This is a genomic window from Variovorax sp. V93, from assembly GCF_041154485.1.
In the GTDB taxonomy this organism is placed as follows: Bacteria; Pseudomonadota; Gammaproteobacteria; order Burkholderiales; family Burkholderiaceae_C; genus Variovorax; species Variovorax beijingensis_A.
This window is the reverse complement of the sequence record NZ_AP028669.1, coordinates 5,132,283-5,158,250: the sequence shown is the minus strand read 5'-3', so window position 1 is coordinate 5,158,250 and position 25,968 is coordinate 5,132,283. Positions and strand designations below refer to the sequence as shown.

The following is a 25,968-nucleotide window of genomic DNA, read 5'->3' as shown; positions in this document are numbered from 1 at the left end:
CATGGCTCTCCTGAGACGGATCTGGTTCCAGATCCACTGGTTCATCGGCATCACCGCCGGCAGCGTGCTCGTCGTGATCGGGCTGAGCGGCGCGGTGCTTTCCTTTCGCGCGGAGATCGTCGACGCGCTCAATCCCGAATTGCGCCACATTCCCAACCTGGCTGGTGCGCCGGCGCTGCGGCCCGCGGCGCTCGCGGCGCAGGTGCAGGTGCAGGCGGCCGAGCCGGCACTGCGCATCGCGGCGCTCACGGTGTTTGCCGAAGCCGGGCGGCCGGCGCGCATCAACTTTGCGCCGCCCGAAGGCCAGCGCCAGGGCGAGGTCCGGCTGGCCGATCCCTGGACCGGCGCGCTGCTGCCCGTGCCCGCGGGCGAGGCCTTCTTCGAGTTCGCCGAGCACCTGCATCGCTGGCTGCTGCTGCCGCGCGATGCGGGCAAGCCCGTCACCGGCACCCTGGCCGCGGGGCTGCTGGTGCTTGCGCTGTCGGGCCTCTACCTGCGCTGGCCGCGCCGGCCGCTCGCGTGGCAGGCCTGGCTGAAGCTGGACTTCGCGCTGACCGGCCGCGCCTTTCTCTGGAACCTGCATGCGGTGGCCGGCACCCTCGCGCTGCTGGTGTACCTGGTCTCGAGCCTCACGGGCATCTACTGGGGCTTCGACGCCGTGCGCGCGATGGTCGACAACGCCGCCGGCGAAGGGCGCGTGGTCCGTGCGCAGGGCATGCAGGCCGGCAGCGCGCCCGCCAAGGCGCAGGCGGCGCCCGACCTGCAGCGCGTGTGGCAATCCTTCCTCGACGAAACCGGCGGCGACTGGAGCCTGGCCACGCTGCGCCTGCCGGCGCGCAATGCATCGCAGCTCGAAGTGACCTACCTGCGCGCCCACCCCGAACACGAACGCGCACGCAACCGCCTCTACCTTGACGCCGCCACCGGCGAGCCCACCCGGCACCAGCGCTATGCCGACAAGCCGCTGGCCGGCCGGCTGGTCAACAGCATCTATCCGATGCACATGGGCACCTACTGGGGATTGCCGGGCCGCATCGTGATGCTGCTCAGCAGCCTGGGCCTGGCGCTGTTCGCGATCACGGGGTGGATGCTCTACCTCGGACGCCGGCGCACCAAGCGGGCCGTACGCGAGGAGCGCACGCGGCTCGGTCCTGCGCTGCGGTCCGACGGGCCCGGCGCCGAGCCCGTGCTGCTCACCTTTGCGAGCCAGACCGGCCAGGCGGAGCGCATCGCGCTGCAGACGGCCGCGGTGCTGCAATCGGCCGGCGTCGCGGTGGTGCTGCAGCCGCTGGTGCGCCTGAGCGTGGATGCGCTGCGGCGCTACCGCAAGGTGCTGCTGGTGGCCAGCACCTTCGGCGACGGCGATCCGCCGGACAGCCTGCGCGCCTTTGCGCGCCAGTTCGCGCTGCAGACCGGCTCCGGCCTGCAGCATGTGCACTACGGCCTGCTCGCGCTGGGGGACCGGCACTACGCCAACTTCTGCGGCTTCGGCAGGGCGCTGGACCATGACCTGCGCGGCCACGGCGCGCAGGCGCTGTTCCCGATGATCGAAGTGCACAACGGCGATGCCGGTGCGCTGGCCCGCTGGCAGCAGTCGCTGGCCGAAGCCTTCGGCGTGCTGCAGCCCGGCGCATGGAAGGCGCACGAAGCGAAGGCGGCGCCCTTCGGGCCCTGGCGCCTCGTGCGGCGCACCCTGCTCAATGCCGGCAGCCAGGGCGATCCGCTCTTCGAGATCGAGCTCGCGCATGCCGGCGCAGCCGCCTGGGCGCCGGGCGCGCTTGTCGAACTGCTGCCGCGCCAGCCCGGCCACGCCGTCGGGCAATTCCTGCGCCGCACCGGCCTCGACGGACGAGCGCGCGTGCACTGCGATGGCCGCGAGCGCACGCTCGAAGACGCGCTGTCTCGCAGCATGCTTCCCGCAGCGTCGGCGGCCAGCGCGCAGGCATTGGCCGACATGCTGGTGCCGCTGGCGCCGCGGCGCTATTCGGTGGCCTCGACCACGGCCGATGGCTGCGTGCAGCTGCTGGTGCGCCAGGTCCGCCACGCGGACGGCATGGGCGTGGCCTCGGGCTGGCTGACCGAGGGGGCGCCGCTGGATGCACAGGTCGAGCTTCGCCTGCTGCCCAATCCCGCTTTCGCGCTCGTCGACGATGAGGCGCCCTGCGTCTTCATCGGCAATGGCTCCGGCTTTGCCGGCCTGCGCGCGCATCTTCGCGAGCGCGTGCGGCGGGACCACGGCCGCAACTGGCTGGTGTTCGGCGAACGGAATGCGGCGCACGACGCCTTCTGCGCCGGGGAAATCGCGCAGTGGCAGGCGGCCGCGGCGATCGAGCGCGTCGACCTGGTGTTCTCGCGCGACCAGGCCGAGCGCCGGTATGTGCAGCACCAGCTGCGCGAGGCGGCCGGCCTGCTGCGCCAACGGGTGGCCGAGGGTGCGGTGGTCTACGTCTGCGGCAGCCTCGAAGGCATGGCGCCGGGCGTCGACCTCGCGTTGCGCGAGGTGCTGGGTTCGGTGGCCTACGAAGACCTGGTGGCAGAGGGCCGCTACCGGCGCGATGTCTACTGAGCGGCTTCCCGCAGGCACTGCGCAAACTGCGCGGCGGCAGGCGGGCTGGCGCGCGGCTTGCGCTGCAGGAGGCCCACCTCGCGGTGGAACGTGAATTCGCCGAGCGGGAGCATGCGAACACCCGCGGGCAGCGGAAGGTGCGCCTCGACCAGCGGAACGAGCGCAACTCCCAGCCCCTTGGACGTCATGTGGATGAGCCCGGCGATCTCGTCCAGTTCGATCGAATCGTTGACCGCGATGCCTTCGCGCCGGAGGAATCTTTCCACCATGCGGCCACCGAACGACGCGCGGTCGTAGCGCAGGAAGGGCTGCTCCTGGAGCAGCGCGCGCCAGTCCTTGCCCGGCAGTTTCCTGGGCGCGATGAGCACGTACGGCTCCTGCACCAGCGGCTGCCACGCCAGTTCCGGAAGAAGGCCGAACGGCGGCCGGATGATCACCGCCGCATCGATCGTGCCCGCGTCGAGTTCGTCCATCAGCCGCATCGACACGCCGGGCGACACATGGACGCGCAGCAGCGGCTGCTGCTTGCGCAGCCTTGCAAGCGCCCGCGCGACGAGTGTCGACTGCGCCGAGGCAATGGCGCCGATGCGCAGCAGCCCGCCGCTCGCGGCGTCATCGGGAAGCTCGCCGAGCCTGGCGTAGAGCGCGCAGATCTCCTCCGCGCGCGCCAGCGTCGTCTGGCCGGCCGCATTCAAGGTGGCGGAGCGCCCGGTCCGTTCGAACAGCGCGAACCCCAGGGCTTCCTCGAGCCGCTTGACCTGGCTGCTGACCGCCGACTGCGTCAGGCCGATCCGCTCTCCCGCGGCGGCAAAGGTGCCGTGGCGGCAGACGGCGATGAAGGTTCTGAGCTCGTTGATCATGAACCGAGCATCTCAAGAATCGATGCATGGTTCAATGTTTCATCACGATGGGCTGTGGTTGGGGCCTTCAGACGGCGAACAGCGAATCGAGATTCGCGAACGACTTCATCTCGATGGCATTGCCCGACGGATCGAGAAAGAACATCGTCGCCTGTTCGCCCGGCTCGCCCTTGAAGCGGATGTAGGGCTCGATCACGAAGCGGGTCTGCCGCGCCACGAGCTTGTCGGCCAGCGCCTGCCACTGGTCCATCGGGAGGATGGCGCCGAAGTGGCGCACCGGCACGTCGTGGCCGTCGACCGCGCTGCTGGCCTTGTGGCCGCATTCATCGGGCGCGAGGTGCGCCACGATCTGGTGGCCGTAGAAGTCGAAGTCGACCCATTCGGGCGCGCTGCGGCCCTCGGGGCAGCCGAGCAGGCCGCCATAGAAGGCGCGGGCTTCGGCAATGTCGCGGACGGGAAAGGCGAGGTGGAAAGGGATTCTCGTGGCGGGTGCATTCATGGCGGCGATCGCATCTCTTGAGTTCAGCATGGCCCGGACTTTAAGCAGCACGCCTCACAACCGAAAGCGATATATTTTTTCGCTGAGCATCGATTTTTTCGGTGCTCGATCCGCCGCCCCGGCGTGTGCATTCCCCCGGGAATTCCCGGGTGCCCAGCGCACGGCCGCGATGGGATAGTTAGTTCGCCCTTCAAACTAACTAATTTCTTACACGGCCTTTTCGCCGGGCACACCTTCCAAGGAGAGACATCCATGCAACTCAAGCACACCCTGGCCGCCATGGCCTTCGGCCTTTCTGCCGTGGGCGCACTGGCCCAGACCGTGGTCGGCGTGAGCTGGTCCAACTTCCAGGAAGAGCGCTGGAAGACCGACGAGGCCGCGATCAAGGCGCAGCTCGAGAAGCTCGGCGCCAAGTACATCAGCGCCGATGCGGGCGGCTCGCCCGAGAAGCAGCTGGGCGACATCGAGGGCCTGATGTCGAAGGGCGCCAAGGCGCTGATCGTGCTGGCAATGGACAAGGATGCGATCCTTCCGGCCGTCACCAAGGCCACGCGCCAGAAGGTGCCCGTGGTCGCGTACGACCGGCTGATCGAGGCGCCCGGCGTCTTCTACATCACCTTCGACAACGTCGAGGTCGGCCGCATGGAGGCGCGCGAGGTCTTCAAGGTCAAGCCCAAGGGCAACTACGTGATCATCAAGGGCTCGCCGAGCGATCCCAACGCCGACTTCCTGCGCGCGGGCCAGCAGGAGGTGCTGGACGCCGCCATCAAGAAGGGCGACATCAAGATCGTCGGCGACGAATACACCGAGGGCTGGAAGCCCGAGGTGGCGCAGAAGAACATGGAGCAGATCCTCACCAAGAACGCCAACAAGGTCGACGCGGTGGTGGCGGCCAACGACGGCACGGCCGGCGGCGCGGTGGCCGCGCTCACGGCCAAGGGCCTGCGCGGCATTCCGGTGTCGGGCCAGGACGCCGACTTCGCGGCGCTCAACCGCATTGCGCTGGGCACGCAGACCGCCACCATCTTCAAGGACTCGCGCGAACTCGGCCGCGAAGCCGCCAGCGCCGCCATCGCGCTGTCGCAGGGCAAGCCGGTCGAGAAGGCCGCGCCCTGGAATTCCGGGCCGAAGAAGATCTCGCTGTCGTCGCGCCTGCTCACGCCGGTGCCGATCACGCGCGACAACCTCGACGTGGTCGTGAAGGCCGGCTGGATCAAGAAGGACGAGCTCTGCAAGGGCGTCCAGGCGGCCAGCGCGCCCGCGGCCTGCAAGTAGCAAGAAGAGAGCGCGCGCGAAGAAGCGCCGCAACCCGCGCAGCACTGCCGTGTCCGGCCGGCCCATGGGCCCGCCCGGCCGCCGCCGCGCACCTGTTGTTCCTTCGAGAGGATCTGAAAAATGAGCAATCCAACGCCAGGCTGGTGGCGGCGCACGGGCGTCGACCTGCGGCTCTTGCTGATGAGCGTGCTGCTGATCGCCATGGGGGTGGTCTTCAACGTGATGTCGGGCGGCGTGTTCCTGTCGCCCGAGAACCTCTACAACGTGGCGCAGCAGACGGCGGTGGTGGGCATCGTGTCGACGGTGATGGTGCTGGTCATCGTGGCGCGCCACATCGACCTGTCGGTCGGCTCGGTCATGGGCTTCGTGGGCGTGCTGATCGCCTACCTGCAGTACACCTCGGGCTGGTCGTGGCCCGCGGCCTGCCTCGCGGGCCTTGCGGTGGCGCTGCTGGTGTCGATCTACCAGGGCTGGCTCACGGCGATGCTGGGCGTACCCTCGTTCGTGGTCACGCTCGGCGGGCTGATGTCGTTCCGCGGCGCGGCCTTCCTGGTGGCCGACGGCAAGACGCAGCCCGTGAACGACGAGTTCTTCCAGCGCCTGGGCGGCGGCTACGACGGCGGCATCGGCACCACCATGACCTGGATCCTCGCGGCCTTCGTGGCGGTGGTGCTGTTCGCGCGCATGCTGCAGAAGCGCCGCGCACGCGCGCACCACGGGATGCCCAACGAGCCGCTGTGGCTGGAAGTGCTGCTGACGGCGGTGCCGGCGGCCGTGGTGTTCGTCTTCGCGGCGGTCATGAACAACTACCAGATCGCCTCGAAGGACGCGCCGCAGGGCCTGCCGATCCCGGTGCTGATCTGGGCCGTGGTCGCGATCGTGCTGTCGTTCATCGTGCACCGCACGCGCTTCGGCCGCTATGTGTTCGCGATGGGCGGCAACCCCGATGCGGCGGCGCTGGTGGGCATTCCGGTCAAGCGCGTCACGCTGATGCTGTTCGCGCTGCTCGCGGTGCTGGTGACGGTGGCGGCCATCGTGTCGATCGCGCGGCTCAATGCGGGCACCAACTCGCTCGGCACGGGCATGGAGCTGTACGTGATCGCGGCCGCCGTGATCGGCGGCACGGCGCTCGCGGGCGGCACCGGTTCGATCTTCGGCTCGGTGCTGGGCGCGCTGATCATGCAGTCGCTCGACAGCGGCATGCTGCTGCTCGACGTGCCGATCGGCAAGCGCATGGTGATCATCGGGCAGGTGCTGATCGTGGCGGTGGTGTTCGACGTGCTGTACCGGCGCAAGTTCGGGGAGAACTAGGATGAAAGTGCGCTGGACAGAGCCGTCGTTGATCGGCAACGCACCCGGAGCGTGCCCTGTGCGCAGGGCATCGGGTGCTCCCCGCAGCGAAATCAAGGAGGAGCCGAAGGCGGGGGACATTCGCGGAGGGGAGTACCCGGTGGCCTGTGCACGCGCCCTGAACATCGGAACCCAGGATGCAAAAAGTCCTTTCCACGGCACACCGCAAAAGGAACTCAAATGACCACGGTCGACACCTCGAAGCCCCTGGTGGAACTGAAGGAGATCCGCAAGGCCTTCGGCGGCGTGAAGGCCGTGGACGGCGTGAGCATCAACCTACATCCCGGCGAAGTGGTCGCCGTGCTCGGCCACAACGGCGCGGGCAAGTCCACGCTCATGAAGATGCTCGCGGGCGCCTACCCGGTCGATTCGGGCGACACGCTGATCGCGGGCGAGAAGGTCCACATCCGCACGCCCGCCGAAGCGCAGGCGCTCGGCATCGAGACCATCTACCAGACCCTCGCGCTGGCCGACAACCTCGACTCCGTGTCGAACCTCTTTCTCGGCCGCGAGAAGATGACGCGCTGGAACACGCTCGACGACCACTTCATGGAAGTGCAGGCGCGCAAGGTGTTCCAGCGCCTGAACAAGAACTTCACCAACATCCGCATCCCGGTGCGCAGGCTCTCGGGCGGGCAGCGGCAGGTGGTGGCGATCTCGCGCGCGCTGTACTTCAACGCGCGCATCCTGATCATGGACGAGCCCTGCGCCGCGCTCGGACCCGAAGAAACCGCGATGGTCGGCGGACTCGTGAAGCAGCTCAAGGCCGACGGCGTCGGCATCTTCCTGATCACGCACGACATGCCCGACGTGTTCTCGCTGAGCGACCGCGTCGCGGTCATGAAGAACGGCAAGCTCGTGGGCACCTACCGCACCGCGGACGTCACGGAGGACGAAGTGCTCGGCATGATCATCGCCGGCAAGCGCCCCGAAGGAAAAGAGCAGGCCCACAGGTGAGCGAAGGCAGGGGAGCCCCGTGACCATCGGCGACCAGCAGCTGCTCAAGCGCATGAACCGCAGCGTGCTGCTGCGCCTCCTGCGCGCGCGGCCGGGCCTGTCGCGTGCACGGCTCGCGAGCGAGAGCGGCCTCACCAAATCGACCGTGAGCCTGCTGGTGCGCGAGCTGCTCGACGAGGGCTGGCTCAGCGAGGCGGGCACCACCGTCGCCGATGGGCTGGGACGGCCTTCGACGCCGCTGCGGATCAACGTCGGCGTGCGCGCGCTGATGGGTGTCGAGATCGCGGTCGAAACGGTGCGCCTGGTGTGCGTCTCGCTGCAGGGCGAGGTGCTGCATGCCGATACGCAGGCGCTGGCCGACAGCGCACCGGCCGGCGCCTGCGCGCAGGTCGCGCGCATGGCCGCGGCCGCGCACGGGCAGCTCGACGCACTGGGGCTGCGCCTGTCGAGCATCGGCGTCTGCGTGCCTGGCGCGGTGGACGACTGCACCGGCGTGGTCCGCTTCGCGCCCAACCTCGGCTGGCGCAACGTGAGCCTGCTGCCCGCGCTGGAAGAAGCCTTTGCCGCGGCCGGGCTGCCGGGCGTCACGGTGCAGCTGCAGAACGATGCCGATGCCGCCGCGCTGGGCGAATACGAGTTCTCCGGCGGCGAGAGCGCGGACCCGCTGATCTTCGTGAGCTGCGACGTGGGCGTGGGCGCCGGCGTGGTGCTGAACGACCGGCTCTTCACGGGCGCGCAAGGCATGGCGGGCGAGATCGGCCACACCATCCTGCAGCTCGACGGGCCGCTGTGCTCGTGCGGGCGCCGCGGCTGCGCCGAGGCCTTCTTCGGCTCGCGCGCGCTCGAGCGCGAAGCGCCCGGCATGGCCCATGCGGCAGCCTTCTTCGGCGTGCTGCTGCAGAACCTGTGGGTCACCTTCGATCCGCGCGCCATCGTGCTCGGCGGCAAGTCCTGCACCGGCCATCTCGGCCTGGCGCAGGCGGCCTTCGAGTGGGTCGGGCGCCATGCCGATGCGGCCGGCATGCCCGCGCCCGATCTGCGCATTGCGCGCTATCGCGCGCTTGCACCCGCCGTGGGCGCCGCCGCACTGGCGCTGCACGAATACCTCCGGCCGCTGCAGCCCGATGCGCGCACGCGCCGGGCCCGCGCCGCGCGCAACGAATACCGAATACCTTCTGTTTAAGAAGATCGGCGGCAAGCGGCCGCGCGTCCGGTGATGCACGGCGACATGCGCAAACCGCCTACGCCCATCACCGCGGCCTTGGCCTAGCTTCGAGAAAAAACCTGGAGTCCGTGCCATGCCCGATGCCGCCGCGCGCGTTCGTGCGCCTTCTCCCGCGCTGCTCAACATCACTGCCGTTGTCATCGGCCTTGCGGGCCTGGGGCTGGGGGCGGCAGGCGCCTGGCTCGCGGTGCTCGGCGGCTCGTGGTACTACCTCGTGGCGGGGTTCGGGCTGATCGTCGCGGCGGTGCTGCTGCCGCGCGGCAGCGGCGCCGGCCTCTGGGCCTATGCGGCCGTGGTGGCGTTCACGCTGGTCTGGGCCCTGTGGGAAGTGGGGTTCGACTGGTGGCCGCTGGCGGCGCGCGGCGACGTGTTCTTCGTGCTCGGCGTGTTCCTGCTCACGCCCTGGGTCGCGCGTGCACTCGGGCGCCGCAGCGCCGCGGGCGTGGCGCCTGCACGGGGCTTTCTCGGCGTGGTGCTGCTGGCCTTCCTGGCCGCCGCGGTGTTCTCGTGGACGCGCGATGCGACGCGCGTGGAGGGCGCCATGCCGGCGCCGACGGCAGCCGCCGCGGCGCCGGCGAACGCCGCACCGGCCCCGCCGAAGGACGACTGGATGGCCTACGGCGGCAACGGCATGGGCCAGCGCTACTCGGCACTCGACCAGATCACGCCGGCCAATGTGGGCGAGCTGCAGGAAGCGTGGCACTTCCGCACCGGCGACGTGCGCGGCCAGAGCGGCGACCCCGAGGAGACAACCTTCGAGGTCACGCCGCTGAAGATCGGCGAGCGGCTTTTTCTTTGCACGCCGCACCAGTCGGTGGTGGCACTGAACGCGACCACCGGCCAGCAGCTCTGGCGCTACACGCCCGAGATCCGGCGCCCGCTGGCCCTGCAGCACCTGACCTGCCGCGGCCTGTCATACGACCCGGGCCGTGCGGTGCGGCCCGCGCCTGCTTCGCCTTCGCCAACCCCGGCTGCCAGCGGCGACTGCGACGCCAAGCTCTTCATGCCCACGGCCGATGGCCGCGTCATCGCGCTCAATCCCGAAAGCGGCAGGCCCTGCATGCGCTTCGGCGGCGGCACGGGCCAGATCGACCTGTGGAAGAACATGCCCAACGCGAAGCCAGGTTCCTACTACTCGACCTCTCCCGTGGTGGTAACGCGCTCGCTCGTCATCGTGGGCGGCACGGTGCTGGACAACGTTTCGACGAAGGAGACCTCGGGCGTGATCCGGGCCTTCGACATCGACACCGGCGCGCTGGTGTGGAACTGGGATTCGGGCAACCCGGACGACACTGCGCCCATCGCGGCCGACCGCACGTACACGGCCAACTCGCCGAACAGCTGGTCGATCTCCAGCGTGGACGAGGCGCTCGGGCTGGTCTACGTGCCCACCGGCAACCAGCCGCCCGACCAGTGGGGCGGCAAGCGCAGCGAAGGCGCCGAGCGCTACTCGTCCTCGGTGGTGGCGCTGGACCTGGCTACCGGCCGCGTGCGCTGGAGCTTCCAGACCGTGCACCACGACCTCTGGGACTACGACGTGCCCTCGCAGCCCAGCCTCGTCGACCTGCGCATCGGCAGCGAGACGGTGCCCGCGCTCGTGCAGCCGACCAAGCAGGGCGAGCTGTTCGTGCTCGACCGCCGCGATGGCAAGCCCGTGACCAAGGTCCATGAACGGCCCGCGCCGCAGGGGCCGGCCGCGGGCGACCACACCTCGCTCACGCAGCCCGTGTCCGAGTTGTCTTTCGATCCGCCCGCGCTCACGCCGGCCGACATGTGGGGCGGCACCGTGTTCGACCAGCTGGCCTGCCGCATCGCCTTCCACCGGCTGCGCTACGAAGGCCGCTACACGCCGCCGTCGACCGAGGGCTCGCTGATCTATCCCGGCAACTTCGGCGTCTTCAACTGGGGCGGCGTGGCGGTCGACCCGGTGCGGCAGATGGCCTTCACCACGCCGGCCTCGCTGGCCTTCGTGTCGAAGCTCATTCCGCGCGCCAACGACACCTCGCTCTACGTGCAGGGCAAGAACCGGCCCAATGACAGCCTGCCCGCGCTCAACGAGAACTTCGGCGCGCCGTTCGCGGTGCAGCTGCGCGCCTTCACCTCGGTGTTCGGCCTGCCGTGCCAGGCGCCGCCATGGGGCCATGTGGCCGGAGCCGACCTGCGCACCGGCCGCGTGGTGTGGAAGCACAGGAACGGCACCGTGCGCGACAGCTCGCCGCTGCCGCTGCCCTTTGCGATGGGCGTGCCCAGCCTCGGCGGGCCGATGATGACGGCCGGCGGCGTGGCCTTTCTCTCGGGCACGCTCGACTACTACCTGCGCGCCTACGACGTCGCCAACGGCAAGGAACTCTGGCGCGCCCGCCTGCCCGCGGGCGGGCAGGCCACGCCGATGAGCTACCGCGGCAGCGACGGGCGCCAGTACGTGGTGGTGGTTGCGGGCGGCCACGGCTCGCTGGGCACGCGCACCGGCGACCACGTGATCGCCTACGCGCTGCCCAGGCGCTGAGCCTTCAGCTCGGCGGCGTGCGCGGCGCGACCTTGTCCTCTTCGCGCCAGCCGCGCAGCCGCCGGTACAGCGTGCCGCGCGACACGCCCAGCTGCCGCGCCGCCTGCGACACGTTACCGCCCTGCGCCGCCAGCGTTTCCTCGATCAGCTTGCGGCTGTGCTCGCGCAGGGTCTCGCCCGGCGGCGCTTCCGCCGGCACGGGGTGCGAGGCGGTCGCTGGCGTGTGCTCGCGCGCCGCCAACGGCTCGGCTGCCGTTGCAGGCTCGACGGACAGCATGGCACTGCTTTCGCCGGGCACCGCCACGGCGTGCCTGAAGTCCACGCCGTCCGCAGCCTTCAGGCGCGCCTGCACCCACACGCCCAGGCCGCTCGCCAGGCGCAGCGGCTGCGCGGCTTCGCGCCTTTCGAGCCGCAGCAGGCTCGCGAGGTCGTGGCCCAGCATCGATTCGACATCGCGTTCGCAGGCTTCTTCGGGCAGGCGACCGATCAGCCGCGCGCCGGCACTGTTGAGCCAGGCGATGGTGCCGTCGGGCGCCACGCCGGCCAGCGCTTCCATGGGCGTGCCCAGCAGGGTGGGGCTGGCCTGGAAGCGCAGGATCAGGTGGTCGCGCGACTGCGCCTGCAGCAGGCGGTTCTCGATGGTCGTGGCATAGAGCCCCACCATCGATGCCGCATCGAAGCCGAAGCGCCGCGCCTCCATCGTGATGTCGAGCACGCCCGCGAGCCGGCCCGCCACGTCGCGGATCGGCGCCGCGGCGCACTGCATCTGCGACAGCACGTCGAAGTAGTGCTCCGCGCCGTCGACGGTGCAGGCCTGCCCGGTGGTCGCCACGATGCCGGGCGCCGTGGTGCCGACGATGCGCTCTGAAATGTTCACGCCCACGCGCGCGGTCTTGCGCAGCACCGGCTGGTGCGCGGCGGCCGGCTGCTGCGTGACATGCACCACCACGCCTTCGCCGTCGGTCAGGATCACGCGGCAGTCGGTGCCTGCGAGCGCGCTTTCCATGCTCGCGAGTTCCTGCCGCGCCACTTCGAGCAGCTCGCGGTTGCGCGCCAGCGTGGCGTGAAGGCGGCTCGGCGTGACCGCATCGAAAGGCACGATGCGCTGGCGGTCGCTGTGGTTTCGCGTGCAGCGCAGCCACGACTGGATCACCGCCTCGCCGACCAGGCCCGAAGGCCGCACGCCTTCCTCGAAGAACTGCTGCCGCGCGAGCGCCACGCGCTGCGCGGGCGTGCTGGAAAAAAGTTGGCGCGGCGCAGTTGCCGTGCCCAGCCGTTCGAAAGCCATGCTGTTCGCTGCTCCTCGAAATGGGGGAACCAGGAAAGGGAGATCGCTGCCCCTGTCGAATGTGTTCCGCAATGGAACAGCGCCGGACTGGGGAAATCCCGAAGGTGAACGCGAGGGCGGCAAAAACGATCCTTGCGGCACAAAGGAGACTCCCGATGAAAAAGATCCACTCCGGGTTGCTCGTGCTCGCCGGTGCATTGCTGTGCGCGGGCAGCTCGCCCGCCGCGGCCCAGGCCTCGGCCGCCAGGCAGGTGAACGGCGACTTCATCCGCGCCAATGCGGCCCAGAAGAAGACCCCCGACTGGCCGAGCTACGGCCTGGACTACGCCGAGTCGCGCTTCAGCAAGCTCGACCAGGTGAACGCCGGCAACGTCAAGCAGCTGGGCCTCGCCTGGTCCTACAACCTCGAGTCCACGCGCGGCATCGAGGCCACGCCGCTGGTGGTGGACGGCGTCATGTACGTCACCGCGTCGTGGAGCGTGGTGCATGCCATCGACACGCGCACCGGGCAGAAGCTCTGGAGCTTCGATCCGCAGGTCGACAAGTCCAAGGGTTTCAGGGGCTGCTGCGACGTGGTGAACCGCGGCGTCGCGCTGCACGAGGGCAAGGTCTACGTCGGCGCCTTCGACGGCCGCCTGATCGCGCTCGACGCCGTCACAGGGCAGAAGGTCTGGGAGAAGAACACCATCGAGGGGCAGAAGGGCTCCTACACCATCACCGGCGCGCCGCGCGTCTTCAAGGGCAAGGTCATCATCGGCAACGGCGGCGCCGAGTACGGCGTGCGCGGCTACGTCACGGCCTACGACGCGAAGACCGGCGAGCAGAAGTGGCGCTGGTTCGTGGTGCCGGGCGACCCGGCCAAGCCCTTCGAGGACGAATCGATGGCGCGCGCCGCCAAGACCTGGGACCCGAGCGGCAAGTACTGGGAAGCCGGCGGCGGCGGCACCGCATGGGACAGCTTCGCCTTCGACCCCGAGCTCAACCTGATGTACGTGGGCACCGGCAACGGCTCGCCCTGGGCGCACAAGAAGCGCAGCCCCAAGGGCGGCGACAACCTCTACCTCGGCTCGGTGGTGGCCCTGAACCCCGACACCGGCAAGTACGTGTGGCACTACCAGGAGACGCCGGGCGACAACTGGGACTACACCTCCACCCAGTCGATGATCCTGGCCAACGTCACGCTCGGCGGCAAGGCGCGCAAGGTGCTGCTGCATGCGCCGAAGAACGGCTTCTTCTTCGTCATCGACCGCACCAACGGCAAGTTCATCTCGGCGAAGAATTTCGTCGACGTGAACTGGGCCACGGGCTACGACAAGAACGGCCGTCCCATCGAGATCGCGGCCGCGCGCCAGAACGACAAGCCCGGCGATAGCATTCCCGGCCCCTTCGGCGCGCACAACTGGCATCCGATGTCGTTCAACCCGCAGACGGGCCTGGCCTACCTGCCGGCGCAGAACATTCCGATCAACCTGATGGACGACAAGGACTGGAAGTTCGACCAGAACGCACCCGGCCGCCCGCATGCCGCGCTGGGCTGGAACACCGCGATGTTCGCCAACGCCGAGCCGCCCAAGAGCAAGCCCTTCGGCCGCCTCGTCGCCTGGGACCCGGTGGCGCAGAAGGAGGCCTGGGGCGTGGACTATGTCTCGCCCTGGAACGGCGGCACGCTCACCACCGCCGGCAACCTGGTGTTCCAGGGCACGGCCGACGGCCGGCTGGTAGCCTACAACGCGAAGACCGGCGAGAAGCTCTGGGAAACGGCCACCGGCACCGGCGTGGTGGCCGCGCCCGCCACCTACATGGTCGATGGCAAGCAGTATGTGTCGGTGGCCGTGGGCTGGGGCGGCGTCTACGGCCTCGCGCAGCGCGCCACCGAGCGGCAGGGCCCGGGCACGGTCTACACCTTTGCCGTGGGCGGCAGCGCGAAGATGCCCGACTTCGTGCAGTACCGCATGGACAAGCTGGTGCAGGGCGTGAAGTACGACCCCGCCAAGGTCCAGACCGGCACCATGCTCTATGTGAGCAACTGCGTGTTCTGCCATGGCGTGCCGGGCGTGGACCGCGGCGGCAACATCCCGAACCTCGGCTACATGGACGCGGCCTACATCGAGAACCTCGACAAGTTCATCCTCAAGGGCCCGGCCATGGCGCGCGGCATGCCCGACTTCACCGGCAAGCTCTCGGGCGAGGACATCGAGAGCATCAAGGCCTTCATCCAGGGCACGGCCGACGCGATCCGGCCGAAGTGAGGCTGCGCGCGGGCCGGTCAGCCCGCGAGCCGCAGCTCCTGGATCAGGCCTGCCACGTTGCCCACCTGCAGCTTGTCGTAGATCGACTGGATGTGGTTGCGCACGGTGGCCGGCGAGCGGTTCAGCATGGCCGCGATGTCCTTGTGCGTGTCGCCGCGGGCCAGCAGCTCGGCAATGGTGTGCTCGCGCGGCGTGAGGCTGTCGGCCAGGCAGCGCCTGCGGCTCTTGAGGAACAGCAGTCGCTGCTCCACATGGTGCGTGACCACGACCGCCCGCCCGCTGTAGCGCGCATGGCCGCCGAGGAAATGCTTCAGCAGCGCGTCGGGCAGCGTGCGCCCGTGCCACGACGGCCACTCGGCCTTCAGCGTCGCTTCGAAAGGGCCGTCGGCGTGATAGAGCACGCCGCGCAGGTCGCCGATGGCGGAGCCGCCGGGTGCCTGGCCGCCGGTCTCGAGCCGGTCGAGGTGCACGATGCGGTTGAGCGCCAGTGCCTGCATCACGTGCGGCGCCAGGCTCGCGAGCAGCTGCCGTTCGTCTTCGGTGCCGTGCGCCTCCGGGTCCGAGCGGAACAGGCTGAGCCAGTGCACGAAGTTCGTCTGCGGGTGCACGTCCGAGCTGATGAAGAAGTTGGCCTGTTCGAAGCGCTCGCCGTAGTCGCGCAGCTGCGCCTGGTCCTTGCGGTGGAACCAGGCATTGGCATTGAACGAGAGCGTCGACTTCGGCTGCTTGCCCACTTCCATCGCCGCGGTGTCGAGGTGCTTCACCTCTTCGTAGGCCGCGAGCATTTCCACCGGCTGGTTGTGCAGGTGGATGGTGTGGATGTCGATGCCGTTGTCGGTTCGGGTGGCGGTGCCCCACATCGAGGAATCGAAGGCCAGGACCGGCTTGATGAGGTCGAGCGCGGCATCCTGGAAGGCGTGGATGGGCAGCTCGTGCGAGAGCCGGTAGAGCTGCAGCAGCAACTCGCTGAAGTCATGAAGGGCGGCGGGCCTGGTCATCGGCGCAGTTTTCCATCGCGCCCGCGCAGCGGGCATCCCATGTTCCGGTGATTGCCACCGCGGCCCGCCGGCGGTTTTCAAGAATGATGCATTTGCATCATTTTCTTTGAAAAAGTGAAAGCTATTGTTTGCGGACCCCGGATGGTCCGGGGCTTTCAACCTATTCGAAGAGCCCACCGATGCCCTCTCTCACCCGGAAGATCCCGCATGCCCTGTCCGTTGTCACCCTCGCGCTTCTCGGCGCATGCGGCGGGGGAGGCGGAGGAGGAGGAGGCGGCGGCGGGTTCGGCTTCATTCCGGCGGCGTCGAACGGCGGCGAGCCCCCCGCAGCAGCGGCCACCACCCTCAGCGGCACCGTCGCCACCGGCGCGGCGCTCGCCGGTGCGGTGCTCACGGTGTTCGACCAGACCGGCGCCAAGGTCTGCGAAGTGACCACCACGCCCGAAGGCAGCTACAGCTGCTCGCTGCCCGCCGGCACCAAGGCGCCGCTGGTGATCCAGGCCGTGCGCGACGACCTGACCCTCTACAGCACCACCGCGAGCACCGCGACCGGCACCACCAACGTGACGCCGCTGACCACCATCATCGTGGCGCAGCTGTCGCCCAACGGCGACCCCTCGCAGCTGGCCGCGGCGATCCAGGCCGACGCCGGCGCCGTCACGGCGGGGTCGATCGGCGACCAGGTGGCCAAGCTGGTCGCCGCGCTGCAGCCGCTGCTGACCGCGCTCGACGCGAGCATCGACCCGATGAGCGGCGAGTTCCAGGCCAACGGCACCGGCCAGGATCGCGTGCTCGACGCGCTCAACGTGTCGGTGCGCCCCGACGGCACGGCGGCCAACATCGAGATCACGGTGAAGGCGCTGCCCGCCGGCGAGGACAGCCCGCCGGTGTCCATCGTCTTTCGCAGCGGCGACGCCACCATTGCGACGCTGCCCGCCATCGACGCCGCAACGCTGGTGCAGCCGCCCACTCCGGCCATGGTGCAGGCGCTGCTCGACCGCATCAACGCCTGCTATGCGCTGCCGCTCGCACAGCGCGTCGACAGCCCCATCGAGCCCGACGGCAATGCCTACGGCAGCGCCGCCAACGTGGTGGCGCCAGCCTGCCGCACGCTGTTCGTGAACGACGATCCGGCCAGCTTCGTGGCGGCCGGCGCGCCCATCGGCCGCGTGAGCGGCGGTGCGCGCCGCTCGTTCGAAAGCCTGTTCCGCTTTGGCCCCACCAACCTGAAGCACGACCGCGGCAACTTCGAATACTTCCACAAGAACGGCGACGTCGCGCTCACCTACCGCTGGACCGACGTTCTGGGCAACACCGACAACGACGTCTTCAACGCCAAGATCGTGGATGGCGCGCTGAAGCTCACCGGCAACAGCCACACCTACCGCGCGTCCGTTCGCCCGCAGCTCGAGAAGAAGGACTACCTGAAGCACCAGAACCTGGTCTTCCATTCGGTCGGCTACGCCGTCTCCATCGACAACGTGCGCGACGGCAACGGCGATCCGATCCTTTCGAAGGTGGTGGCAACGACCGCTTCACTGCCGGGCAAGGAGCTGGTGCTGGTGCCCAAGGCCGGCCTGAACACGCTGGTGCTCACGCCGGACGGCACGGCCGGCTCCGCCCTGAATTCGGCGCTGTGGCGCATGTCGGCGCGCTACCTGGACCCGGCCCAGCCCGGCAGCCCGAGCGATTTCGACAGCGCCAATCTCTTCGCCACGCCGGCGTATACCGACGAGGAACTCGGCAAGATCGCCGACCAGTCGGTATGGAAGCTGGAGTTCTTCCGCGCCGACGGTGCCACCCCGAACGTGGTGCAGTACGTGCGCACCTTCTCGCGCGTGCCCACCATCGCGGAAGCCGTGCAGACGCCGATGGTGGAACTCACGCCGGCCCTGCGCGCCGAAATGCTCGCGGAAAGCCTGGGCTCCGCGCGGGGCATCGTCTTTGCGGCACCGACGCCGTCGGAGCCCAACAACGTCGACTTCAGCGCCGACGGCGGCCTCGATGCCTGGACCGTTCCGGCCGGTGCGCTCGCACCCACCTCGTTCGGTGTTTTCGGCAGGGCGCCCGGCCCCGGCGGCGCCCGCTTCGGCGAAACCGTCACCGTGCGCAGCACGGCGCGCAAGGCGATGGTCTATTGCCAGCCGGTCAGCCCCAGCGATACGCACTGCGTGCCGGCCGGCAACAACAGCTGGCAGTACGCACAGGGCTCCTCGCTGAGCACCTTCAGCTTCACGGCCCGCACCGCGCGCCAGGTCGACGTGCGCAAGAACTTCGAGGTGTGGACGGTCACGCTGCCCTGATTCTTCCTGCTGTCACCGCCATGAAAAAAGCCGCCGGTCCCGAGGGCCGGCGGCTCTTTTTTCTTGAGCGCGGGGGAAATCAGTCGGCGTACACGCCGGCGGCCTTGATGATCGGGCCCCACTTGGCGATCTCGGCTGCGACGAACTTCTTGTGCTCGGCCGGCTCGGTGCGCTTGTCGGTGGTGATCACCGCACCCAGCGCTTCCTCGCGCTTGATGAAGCCCGGGTCCTTCATGGCGGCCTTGATGGCTTCGTTGAGCTTCTTCAGCACCGGTGCCGGCGTGCCCTTGGGCGCGTACACGCCGTGCCAGATCGAGACCTCGAAGTCCTTCAGGCCCGATTCGGCGAGCGTCGGCAGGTCCTTCAGGGCCGGCGTGGTCAGGCGCTTGCTCGTGGTCACGGCGTAGGCCTTGACCTTCTTGGCCTCGATCTGCGAGGTGGTGTTGGTGGTCTGGTCGCACAGCAGGTCGATCTGGCCGCCCAGCAGGTCGGCGATGGCCGGTGCGGTGCCCTTGTAGGGAACCGGCGTCATCTCGACCTTGAGCGCGCTCTGGAACAGCAGGCCGCACAGGTGCGACGCGGCGCCCAGGCCGGCGTTGCCGAGGTTGATCTTGCCCTTGTTGGCCGCGATCCAGGCCGTCAGCTCCTTGTAGTTGTTGGCCGGCAGCGTCGGCTTGCCGATGAGCGTCATCGGCACTTCATTGACCATGCCGAGGTATTCGAAGTCGTTCTCGACGTTGAACGGCAGCTTGCGGTAGAGCGCCGGCATCGTCGACATGCCGATGTGGTTGAGCAGCAGCGTGTAGCCGTCCGGCGCGGCGCGGGCCACCTTGGCGGTGCCGATGGAGCTGCCGGCACCGGCGGTGTTGTCCACCACGATCGTCGTGCCCAGGGTCTTTTGCAGGGCTTCGGCCAGGTCGCGGGCCACGCGGTCGGTCGGGCCGCCGGCGGAGAAGGGCACCACCAGCGTGACGGTCTTGCCTGCGGGGAAATCCTGGGCCCAGGCGCCGGCGGCAGCAGCGGCGAACGCCGTGAGTGCAAGCAATTTCTTCATGTGTGTCTCTCGGTTGGTGAAATTCAAAAACGGCCGCGATCATAAAGGCTGACCATGACCTGACGAATAGCGAATAGCCCTTAGGCACGGGCCGAAATCCGCCCCTTCCTGGGGCATGATGCGCGCTCGCAAGTCGCGCCTGGGGAGGCGCGAAGAAAAACCACAACACCGCAGGCCTTCGGGCCCGCATCGAGGAGGAAATTCCAATGGATCCATGGGTCTATCCGCGCGAGCGCTGGCTCGGCAACATCACGCTCGGGCTCGGCCTGCTGGTCTGGGCGCTGCTGGTGCTGGGCACCCTGGGCATCGCGCTCGTCTATGTCCTGCTCGGCTTCATCGCCTACGTGTTCGCACAGTCGGCCGTCATCGCCTGGATCAAGGGCACGGCCGTGAAGCTTTCGCCCACCCAGCTGCCGGAACTGCATGCGCGATTCGAGGCCTGCTGCGGCCATCTGGGCATCCAGAACCCGCCCGAGGCCTACCTGCTGCATGGCGACGGCATCTTCAATGCCTTTGCCACGCGCTTCTTCGGCCGCAACTTCGTGGTGCTGCTGTCCGACGTGGTCGACGCCATGGAGGCCCAGCCCGACGGCATCAACTTCTACATCGGCCACGAGCTGGGCCACATCCGGCGCGGCCACCTCACGGGCCACATCTGGCGCGCCCCGGTGCTGTGGCTGCCGCTGCTCGGCGCCGCCTATTCGCGGGCCCAGGAATACACCTGCGACCTGCACGGCGCCGCCTGCTGCAAGCAGCCCGACTCCGCGCCCCGCGCGCTCGTGGCGCTGGCCGCCGGCGCGCAGCAGTGGCGCCACGTCGACCTGCAGCGCTACGCCGACCAGTCGGTGGGCAACAGCGGCTTCTGGGCCTCGTTCCATGAACTGATCGCCGGCTATCCCTGGCTCACCAAGCGCGTCGCGCGCGCCATCGATCCGGGCGCGAAGCTGCCGAGCCGCAATCCGGTGGCCTACCTGCTCGCGGTCTTCGTGCCGTACACCGGCCGTGCCGGCGGCGGCGCGCTGGCGCTCCTGGTGGTGGTGGCCATCATCGGCGTGCTGGCTGGGGTGGCTCTTCCGGCCTACAAGGACTACGAGTCGCGGGCAGCCGTTTCGCAGGCCTGGTCCGAAGCCGCGCCGGTGCGCGAAGCGCTCGGCAACTACTACAAGCAGAAGGAAGAGATTCCCGATTCCCTCGCCACCGCCGGCGCGCCCGAGACCCTGCCCGGCGGCTCGGAGCTGACGCTCGATCCGGACAGCATGGTGGTGGATGTGGTGCTTCCAAAGGCCAAGGGCACGCTGCGCATGGAGCCCTCGGCCACCGAGGACGGCATTGCCTGGAACTGCGTGGCCGGCGACGGCCTGCCCGAAAAGGCGCTGCCGGCCAGCTGCCGCAAATAGCGGCAGCTGGCCGTAAGAGAAGGTTGCCGCCCGTCGAACCGTCCGACAGGCGGACCCGGCGCGCGCCGATGCGCGCCGCGGGCGTGGGCCCTAGGGTGAAGTGTCATTGCCATCAAAAAAACCACCTTCAAGGAGTGACTCACCCATGCCCACCATCTCTTCTTCTTCACTGGACGGAATGAAGGTTGCCATCCTCGTGGCGGACGGCTTCGAGCAGGCCGAGATGACCGAGCCGCGCAAGGCGCTCGACCATGCCGGCGCGCAGACGCAGATCGTTTCGCCACTCGACGGCAGCGTGCGCGCCTGGAAGCAGCTCGAGCCCGCCGACACCTTCGAGGTCGACGTGCCGCTCAAGAACGCCAATGCCGACGACTTCGACGCGCTGCTGCTGCCCGGCGGCGTCGCCAACCCCGACGCGCTGCGTATCAACCAGAAGGCCGTGGCCTTCGTGCGTGCCTTCGTCGAGTCGGGCAAGCCCATCGCGGCCATCTGTCATGGACCATGGACGCTCATCGATGCCGGCGGTGTGAAGGGCCGCAGGATGACCTCATGGCCTTCGCTGCGCGCCGACCTGCACAACGCCGGTGCGAAGTGGCTCGACAAGGAGGTGGTGGTCGACAGCGGCCTGGTGACAAGCCGCAAGCCCGGCGACCTGCCCGCGTTCATCCGCGAGATGACGACGATGTTCGAACTCGCACACGAGGCCGCGATCCACTGAGCATGCGGCCGGTGCGGCGCGCACGCGGATGGGGCCGCGCGTTCCGGTACGCTCCCATCCCATGGCCGCATCCTCTTCGTTCGAGCGCGCGCAGCGCCTGCCCGGAAATTTCGCATGGATCGCGGTGGCGGTCGATGCGGCGCTGTTTGCGGTGACCATGGCGGTGCAGCTGCTGCCTTCCTCGCCACACGGCGAGCAGATGCGCGGCGTGTATGCGCAGCCCGGCGTATGGGTGCTGCTGCTGTCGCGCGCCGTCTCGGTATGGCTGCTGGCGGCCACGCTGGCGTGGTGCCATGCGCGCCAGGCGCTCGACGAACGCGGCGCGGCCTCCATCGCGCAGCTTCGCGGTCCTGGCAGCCGCTTCGCTGCCGTGTTCCTCGCGGTGATGGTCGTCAACATGCTGGCATTGACGCCGCTGTTTTACCAGGCGCAGCTGCTCTTCATGCCCGGTGGGCCGCTGCACGAGCGCGTCGGCACGTACGGCCTGCGGCCGGTCATGGCCGTGTCGATGTTCGTCCAGTCGGCCATCCAGATGCTCGTGCTCGTCGGGAGCGTGTGGCTGGCCGCACGCTTCGCGCTGCGCGAGCGCAGCACTGCGCTCGTGGATGCATCGCCCGGCGCGGCGGATGGCGGCGCGGACATGGCAGCGCCGCGCCGCGCAGTGGCACTCGTGGCCGCCGCGACCTTTGTCTCGCTGCAGATGTGGATCGGCCATGCCGCGAGCGGCTGGGTCGACACCTCGAGGGACTCGGACCTGGCACCGCTTCTGCTCGGCTGGTTCGCTGTGCCGCTGCTGGTCTTTGCGCTGGCGTTCTGGGGCGGCTGGCTCGGCGCCGCGCCGGGGCCCGCGCAGGCGCGTCCGTTCCGGGCCGTGGCGGCCGCGGTGTCGGCCTTCGTGCTGCTGCAGGTGGCCTGCGCCGCCCTTGCGCTCGGCGGGCTGCTGTGGATCGCGAGCGCGAGCTTCTCGGGCACGAGCAGCGACGGCCGCCTCGTGGCGCTCGCAGTCCTGCTGTCGGCGGTCTACCTGGTGCTGCTGGTGCTGGCGATGCGCGCGCTCACGCGCCGGTTCTACCGCCGCTACTTGTAGCTGCGCGCGTCCTCGATCACCTTGCCGTCGTTCGGCAGCGTGCCCGGCGCCACCAGCTCGATGGTGCCGCGCAGCTTGGTCACTTCGCGCACCGCATCGGCAATGCGCGCCTCGAGCCCGGCCGGCCCACCTGCTGCGCATTCGAGCCTGAAGGTCATCTGGTCGTCGCCCATCTCGCCCGAGACCACGAGGCGCGCGCGCTGCACTTCCGGAAAGCGCCGCGCGATCTCCGCCACCTGCGAGGGGTGCACGAACATGCCGCGCACCTTGGTGGTCTGGTCGGCGCGGCCGAGCCAGCCCTTGATGCGCTTGTTGGTGCGGCCGGTGGGGCAGGTGCCTGCGAGCACGGCGGAAAGGTCGCCGGTGCCGAAGCGCACCAGCGGATAGTCGGGGTTGAAAGTGGTCACCACGATCTCGCCCACCTCGCCGTCGGGCACCGGGTCGCCGGTGCCGGGACGCACGATCTCGACCAGCACGCCTTCATCGAGCACCAGGCCTTCGCGCGCGCTGGTCTCGTAGGCGATCAGGCCGAGGTCGGCGGTGGCATAGCACTGCGTGCCCTGCACGCCGTGCGCGGCGATCCAGTCGTGCAGGCTCGGAGGAAAGGCTTCGCCCGACACCAGCGCCTTGGTGAGCGAGGGCAGCTTCAGGCCCTTCTCCTCGGCTTTTTCCAGCAGGATCTTGAGGAAGCTCGGCGTGCCCGCATAGCCCTCGGGCTTCAGGTCGGCCATGGCTTCGAGCTGCTGCTCGGTCTGGCCGGTGCCGCCCGCGAACACGGTGCAACCGATGGCCCGCGCGCCGCTTTCCATGATGGAGCCGGCGGGCGTCATGTGGTAGCTGAAGCTGTTGTGGATGAGCTCGCCGCCGCGAAAGCCCGCGGCATGCAGCGCGCGCGCCGTGCGCCAGTAGTCGCGCGCCTCGCCCTCGGGTTCGTAGATGGTGCCGGGGCTCGCGAACACGCGCGGCATGCGGGTGCCGCGGCCGATGGTGGAAAAGCCGCCGAACGGGTCGTCGGCGCGGCGCTGCTTCTGCAGTTCGAGCAGTTCGGTCTTGCGCGTGACGGGCAGCTTGGCGAGTGCTTCGCGCGTGGTGATGTCGGCGGGCTTCACGCCGTCGAGGATCTTCGCGAACGCGGGCGCGGCGGTCTGGGCCTGTGCGATCTGCTTCGGCAGCGCGGCCAGCAGGTCGCGCTCGCGTTCGGCGGGGTCGCGGATTTCGAGGGCGTCGTAGTAGTCGGTCATGGGTTCAATGCCCTTCTTCATCGGATGGGGGGCGCAACGAAGCCCGTTCGCGGGCACCCGCGGAACCGGCTTTGCCGGGCCGCCGGGGTGCGCCCCCTCGAGGGGGGAATCGAGCTAAACGAAGTGAGCGAGGAACGGGGGTGGGTCATGCCAGCCACCTTTTCCGGCGCTTGTAGCTCTTCACGTCGCGGAAGCTCTTGCGGTCCGCACCGCCGACGCCGAGGTAGAACTCCTTCACGTCCTCGTTCTCGCGCAGGCTCTTCGCCTCGCCGTCCATCACGATGCGGCCGTTCTCCAGGATGTAGCCGTAGTCGGCGTAGCGCAGCGCCATGTTGGTGTTCTGCTCGGCCAGCAGGAAGGTCACGCGCTCCTTGGTGTTGAGGTCCTTCACGATCTCGAACACCTCTTCCACGATCTGCGGTGCCAGGCCCATCGAGGGCTCGTCGAGCAGCACCATGGTCGGGTTGGCCATCAGCGCGCGGCCGATCGCGCACATCTGCTGTTCGCCGCCCGAGGTGTAGGCCGCCTGCGAGGTGCGCCGCGTCTTCAGCCGCGGGAAGTACGCATACACCTTCTCCAGCGTCTGCTGCACCGCGGCCTTGCCGTCGGTGCGCGTGTAGGCGCCGGTCATCAGGTTTTCCTCGATCGTCAGGTGCGCGAAGCAATGGCGGCCTTCCATCACCTGGATCAGGCCGCGCTTCACCAGCTCGGCCGGAGACAGCGCCTCGATGCGTTCGCCGCGCAGTTCGATGGTGCCCTTGGTGACCGCGCCGCGCTCGCCTGCGAGCAGGTTGCTCACCGCGCGCAGCGTGGTTGTCTTGCCCGCACCGTTGCCACCGAGCAGCGCCACGATGCCGCCCTCGGGCACCACGAGCGAAACGCCCTTGAGCACGAGGATCACGTGGTTGTAGATGACCTCGATGCCGTTGACGTTGAGGATGATGTTGGGTTCGCTCATGGTGTGGTCCGAAGCATTCGAAAGAACAACAAGGGCTGCGCTTTCGAATGGCGGCTCCTGCGAGCCGCCACGGTTCTTCAAGCCGTCACATGCTGCAGTCCGCCGCGTCGCGGCGCGTCAGCTTCTTCTCGCCGGCGTACTTCTCGGCCGCAACCTTCACCATCGGCTTGATGATCTGCTCGTCGGCCTGGTACCAGTCGGACATGCCGCCCCACTTGGCGCCGTCCCAGGTGTGCACGCGCGCCCAGGTCGAGCCCATGTGGTCCTGGCACGAAGTGCTCAGCGGACGCAGCACGCCCGAGAAGCCCAGTGCATCGAGCTTCTTCTGGTCGAGCGCGAGGTTCTCCATGCCCCAGCGCACCTGCTCGCCGGTCATGACCTTGCCCTTGCCGAAGCGTTCCTGCGCGCGCTTCACAGCCTCGATGCCCAGCATCTGGATGATCACGCCGCGGGTGTAGAGCACCGAGCCCACTTCGTCCTTCGGCCCCGTGCCCTGGCCCTTGTCGTGCACCTGCTTGAGGATCTCCTGGATCACCTTCGGCTCCGCGCCCGAGGTGTTGAGCGCCAGCGCGTTGTAGCCCTTGGCATTGGCGCCCACGTCCTTCACGTCAGGCTCGGCGCCGGCCCACCACACGCCGTACATCTTCTCGCGCGGATAGCCGGTGGCCACGGCTTCCTTCAGCGCGGTGGAGTTCATCACGCCCCAGCCCCACAGCAGCACGTAGTCGGGGCGCGACTGGCGCACCTGCAGCCAGGCGGACTTCTGCTCCACGCCGGGCGCGGTGACCGGAATCAGCGACAGCTCGAAGCCGTTCTGCTTGGCGCGCTCCTGCAGCAGCGGAATCGGCTCCTTGCCGAACGGAGAGTCGTGGTACACGAGGGCGATCTTCTTGCCCTTGAGCTTGTCCATGCCGCCTTCCTTCTTGCCGATGTGCTGGATCAGGATGTCGGCCGCGGTCCAGTAGCTGCCCATCAGCGGGAAGTTCCACTTGAACACGCTGCCGTCCTGCGACGCCGACAGGCCGTAGCCCAGCGTGATGAGCGGGATCTTGTCGGTGGGCACCTTGTCGGTCAGCGCAAAGGTGATGCCGGTGGCCTGCGGGTCGAACAGCGTCACGCCCGGGCGGCCCTTCAGGCGCTCATAGCACTCCACGCCCTTGTCGGTGGCGTAGCCGGTCTCGCACTCTTCGAACGTGATCTTCACGCCGTTGATGCCGCCGGTCGCGTTGATGTACTTGATGTAGTCCTGCTTGCCGTTGGCCCATGGGGTGCCGTTGGGCGCATAGGGGCCGGTGCGGTACACCAGCAGCGGGAAGAACTGTTCCTTGGCCTGGGCTTGCGCGAGCGATGGCGCAAGCAGCGCGCCGAGGGTGCTGGCCACCAGGGCGGCGGTCAGAGCGAGCGATTTCAGTTTCATGCCTGTCTCCTTATGTGGGC

19 protein-coding genes are annotated in these 25,968 nt (G+C 68.9%); 11 read left to right on the top strand and 8 right to left on the bottom strand.

Annotated elements, in window-relative coordinates; translation table 11 throughout:
* Position 1 precedes the first annotated feature (1 nt).
* Positions 2–2,566: a PepSY domain-containing protein gene (locus ACAM54_RS24480; RefSeq protein ID WP_369649221.1), complete on the top strand. Its 2,565-nt coding sequence runs from the start codon at positions 2–4 to the stop codon at positions 2,564–2,566.
* On the opposite strand, the gene ACAM54_RS24475 is transcribed toward ACAM54_RS24480, so the two are convergent.
* Positions 2,560–3,426 (bottom strand): LysR family transcriptional regulator, encoded by an 867-nt coding sequence (locus tag ACAM54_RS24475; protein WP_145739378.1) that lies wholly within the window; start codon positions 3,424–3,426, stop codon positions 2,560–2,562. The genes ACAM54_RS24480 and ACAM54_RS24475 overlap by 7 nt on opposite strands.
* A 67-nt stretch (positions 3,427–3,493) precedes the next feature.
* Positions 3,494–3,925, bottom strand: coding sequence for a VOC family protein (locus ACAM54_RS24470; protein ID WP_145739380.1), 432 nt, complete (start codon positions 3,923–3,925; stop codon positions 3,494–3,496).
* 252 nt (positions 3,926–4,177) lie between these two features.
* Between ACAM54_RS24470 and xylF the strand changes: the two genes are divergently transcribed.
* The 5 genes from xylF to ACAM54_RS24445 all read left to right on the top strand — a co-directional run bounded on the left by xylF (position 4,178) and on the right by ACAM54_RS24445 (position 11,238).
* Entirely contained in the window at positions 4,178–5,200 is a 1,023-nt protein-coding gene (xylF, locus tag ACAM54_RS24465) for a D-xylose ABC transporter substrate-binding protein (RefSeq protein WP_369649220.1), read from the top strand.
* 120 nt (positions 5,201–5,320) lie between these two features.
* Positions 5,321–6,511 carry a sugar ABC transporter permease gene (locus tag ACAM54_RS24460; protein ID WP_369649219.1) on the top strand — a complete coding sequence of 397 codons (1,191 nt, stop codon included), beginning with the start codon at positions 5,321–5,323 and terminating at the stop codon, positions 6,509–6,511.
* A gap of 219 nt (positions 6,512–6,730) precedes the next feature.
* The gene (locus tag ACAM54_RS24455) at positions 6,731–7,507 is read left to right on the top strand and encodes an ATP-binding cassette domain-containing protein (protein WP_047787587.1); all 777 of its coding nucleotides are present in this window, start codon (positions 6,731–6,733) and stop codon (positions 7,505–7,507) included.
* Between the two features lie 19 nt (positions 7,508–7,526).
* Positions 7,527–8,690: an ROK family protein gene (locus ACAM54_RS24450; RefSeq protein WP_369649218.1), complete on the top strand. Its 1,164-nt coding sequence runs from the start codon at positions 7,527–7,529 to the stop codon at positions 8,688–8,690.
* 115 nt (positions 8,691–8,805) lie between these two features.
* A complete protein-coding gene (locus tag ACAM54_RS24445; protein WP_369649217.1) occupies positions 8,806–11,238 on the top strand; it encodes a membrane-bound PQQ-dependent dehydrogenase, glucose/quinate/shikimate family in 2,433 nt (810 codons plus the stop codon).
* A gap of 4 nt (positions 11,239–11,242) precedes the next feature.
* On the opposite strand, the gene ACAM54_RS24440 is transcribed toward ACAM54_RS24445, so the two are convergent.
* Positions 11,243–12,526, bottom strand: coding sequence for a helix-turn-helix domain-containing protein (locus ACAM54_RS24440; RefSeq protein WP_369649216.1), 1,284 nt, complete (start codon positions 12,524–12,526; stop codon positions 11,243–11,245).
* A 155-nt stretch (positions 12,527–12,681) separates the two neighbouring features.
* On the opposite strand from ACAM54_RS24440, the gene ACAM54_RS24435 reads away from it, so the two are divergent.
* Complete coding sequence (locus ACAM54_RS24435) at positions 12,682–14,775, top strand: PQQ-dependent dehydrogenase, methanol/ethanol family (RefSeq protein ID WP_369649215.1); 2,094 nt, start codon at positions 12,682–12,684, stop codon at positions 14,773–14,775.
* 17 nt (positions 14,776–14,792) lie between these two features.
* Here ACAM54_RS24435 and ACAM54_RS24430 read toward each other — a convergent pair whose 3' ends face one another.
* A complete protein-coding gene (locus ACAM54_RS24430; RefSeq protein WP_145739395.1) occupies positions 14,793–15,773 on the bottom strand; it encodes a helix-turn-helix transcriptional regulator in 981 nt (326 codons plus the stop codon).
* Positions 15,774–15,952: 179 nt separating this feature from the next.
* On the opposite strand from ACAM54_RS24430, the gene ACAM54_RS24425 reads away from it, so the two are divergent.
* A complete protein-coding gene (locus ACAM54_RS24425) occupies positions 15,953–18,076 on the top strand; it encodes a carboxypeptidase-like regulatory domain-containing protein (protein WP_145739397.1) in 2,124 nt (707 codons plus the stop codon).
* Between the two features lie 79 nt (positions 18,077–18,155).
* Here ACAM54_RS24425 and ACAM54_RS24420 read toward each other — a convergent pair whose 3' ends face one another.
* Entirely contained in the window at positions 18,156–19,130 is a 975-nt protein-coding gene (locus tag ACAM54_RS24420) for a tripartite tricarboxylate transporter substrate-binding protein (RefSeq protein ID WP_145739399.1), read from the bottom strand.
* Positions 19,131–19,336: 206 nt separating this feature from the next.
* On the opposite strand from ACAM54_RS24420, the gene ACAM54_RS24415 reads away from it, so the two are divergent.
* The 3 genes from ACAM54_RS24415 to ACAM54_RS24405 all read left to right on the top strand — a co-directional run bounded on the left by ACAM54_RS24415 (position 19,337) and on the right by ACAM54_RS24405 (position 22,332).
* Complete coding sequence (locus tag ACAM54_RS24415) at positions 19,337–20,527, top strand: M48 family metalloprotease (protein ID WP_192325456.1); 1,191 nt, start codon at positions 19,337–19,339, stop codon at positions 20,525–20,527.
* Positions 20,528–20,672: 145 nt separating this feature from the next.
* Positions 20,673–21,245, top strand: a complete 573-nt coding sequence (locus ACAM54_RS24410) for a type 1 glutamine amidotransferase domain-containing protein (RefSeq protein ID WP_145739402.1) — start codon at positions 20,673–20,675, stop codon at positions 21,243–21,245.
* A 61-nt stretch (positions 21,246–21,306) separates the two neighbouring features.
* Entirely contained in the window at positions 21,307–22,332 is a 1,026-nt protein-coding gene (locus tag ACAM54_RS24405; RefSeq protein ID WP_369649214.1) for a hypothetical protein, read from the top strand.
* On the opposite strand, the gene ACAM54_RS24400 is transcribed toward ACAM54_RS24405, so the two are convergent.
* The 3 genes from ACAM54_RS24400 to ACAM54_RS24390 all read right to left on the bottom strand — a co-directional run bounded on the left by ACAM54_RS24400 (position 22,323) and on the right by ACAM54_RS24390 (position 25,948).
* Positions 22,323–23,573, bottom strand: a complete 1,251-nt coding sequence (locus ACAM54_RS24400) for a phenylacetate--CoA ligase family protein (RefSeq protein ID WP_369651014.1) — start codon at positions 23,571–23,573, stop codon at positions 22,323–22,325. The genes ACAM54_RS24405 and ACAM54_RS24400 overlap by 10 nt on opposite strands.
* A gap of 145 nt (positions 23,574–23,718) precedes the next feature.
* Positions 23,719–24,531: an ABC transporter ATP-binding protein gene (locus ACAM54_RS24395; RefSeq protein ID WP_145739406.1), complete on the bottom strand. Its 813-nt coding sequence runs from the start codon at positions 24,529–24,531 to the stop codon at positions 23,719–23,721.
* Between the two features lie 85 nt (positions 24,532–24,616).
* A complete protein-coding gene (locus tag ACAM54_RS24390) occupies positions 24,617–25,948 on the bottom strand; it encodes an ABC transporter substrate-binding protein (RefSeq protein ID WP_145739408.1) in 1,332 nt (443 codons plus the stop codon).
* Positions 25,949–25,968: the final 20 nt, after the last annotated feature.

Coding starts and splice junctions, on each gene's coding strand:
- ACAM54_RS24480 (WP_369649221.1), top strand. CDS start 2: ATGGCTCTCCTGAGACGGATCTGGTTCCAGATCCACTGGTTCATCGGC.
- ACAM54_RS24475 (WP_145739378.1), bottom strand. CDS start 3,426: ATGATCAACGAGCTCAGAACCTTCATCGCCGTCTGCCGCCACGGCACC.
- ACAM54_RS24470 (WP_145739380.1), bottom strand. CDS start 3,925: ATGAATGCACCCGCCACGAGAATCCCTTTCCACCTCGCCTTTCCCGTC.
- xylF (WP_369649220.1), top strand. CDS start 4,178: ATGCAACTCAAGCACACCCTGGCCGCCATGGCCTTCGGCCTTTCTGCC.
- ACAM54_RS24460 (WP_369649219.1), top strand. CDS start 5,321: ATGAGCAATCCAACGCCAGGCTGGTGGCGGCGCACGGGCGTCGACCTG.
- ACAM54_RS24455 (WP_047787587.1), top strand. CDS start 6,731: ATGACCACGGTCGACACCTCGAAGCCCCTGGTGGAACTGAAGGAGATC.
- ACAM54_RS24445 (WP_369649217.1), top strand. CDS start 8,806: ATGCCCGATGCCGCCGCGCGCGTTCGTGCGCCTTCTCCCGCGCTGCTC.
- ACAM54_RS24440 (WP_369649216.1), bottom strand. CDS start 12,526: ATGGCTTTCGAACGGCTGGGCACGGCAACTGCGCCGCGCCAACTTTTT.
- ACAM54_RS24435 (WP_369649215.1), top strand. CDS start 12,682: ATGAAAAAGATCCACTCCGGGTTGCTCGTGCTCGCCGGTGCATTGCTG.
- ACAM54_RS24430 (WP_145739395.1), bottom strand. CDS start 15,773: ATGACCAGGCCCGCCGCCCTTCATGACTTCAGCGAGTTGCTGCTGCAG.
- ACAM54_RS24425 (WP_145739397.1), top strand. CDS start 15,953: ATGCCCTCTCTCACCCGGAAGATCCCGCATGCCCTGTCCGTTGTCACC.
- ACAM54_RS24420 (WP_145739399.1), bottom strand. CDS start 19,130: ATGAAGAAATTGCTTGCACTCACGGCGTTCGCCGCTGCTGCCGCCGGC.
- ACAM54_RS24415 (WP_192325456.1), top strand. CDS start 19,337: ATGGATCCATGGGTCTATCCGCGCGAGCGCTGGCTCGGCAACATCACG.
- ACAM54_RS24410 (WP_145739402.1), top strand. CDS start 20,673: ATGCCCACCATCTCTTCTTCTTCACTGGACGGAATGAAGGTTGCCATC.
- ACAM54_RS24405 (WP_369649214.1), top strand. CDS start 21,307: ATGGCCGCATCCTCTTCGTTCGAGCGCGCGCAGCGCCTGCCCGGAAAT.
- ACAM54_RS24400 (WP_369651014.1), bottom strand. CDS start 23,573: ATGACCGACTACTACGACGCCCTCGAAATCCGCGACCCCGCCGAACGC.
- ACAM54_RS24395 (WP_145739406.1), bottom strand. CDS start 24,531: ATGAGCGAACCCAACATCATCCTCAACGTCAACGGCATCGAGGTCATC.
- ACAM54_RS24390 (WP_145739408.1), bottom strand. CDS start 25,948: ATGAAACTGAAATCGCTCGCTCTGACCGCCGCCCTGGTGGCCAGCACC.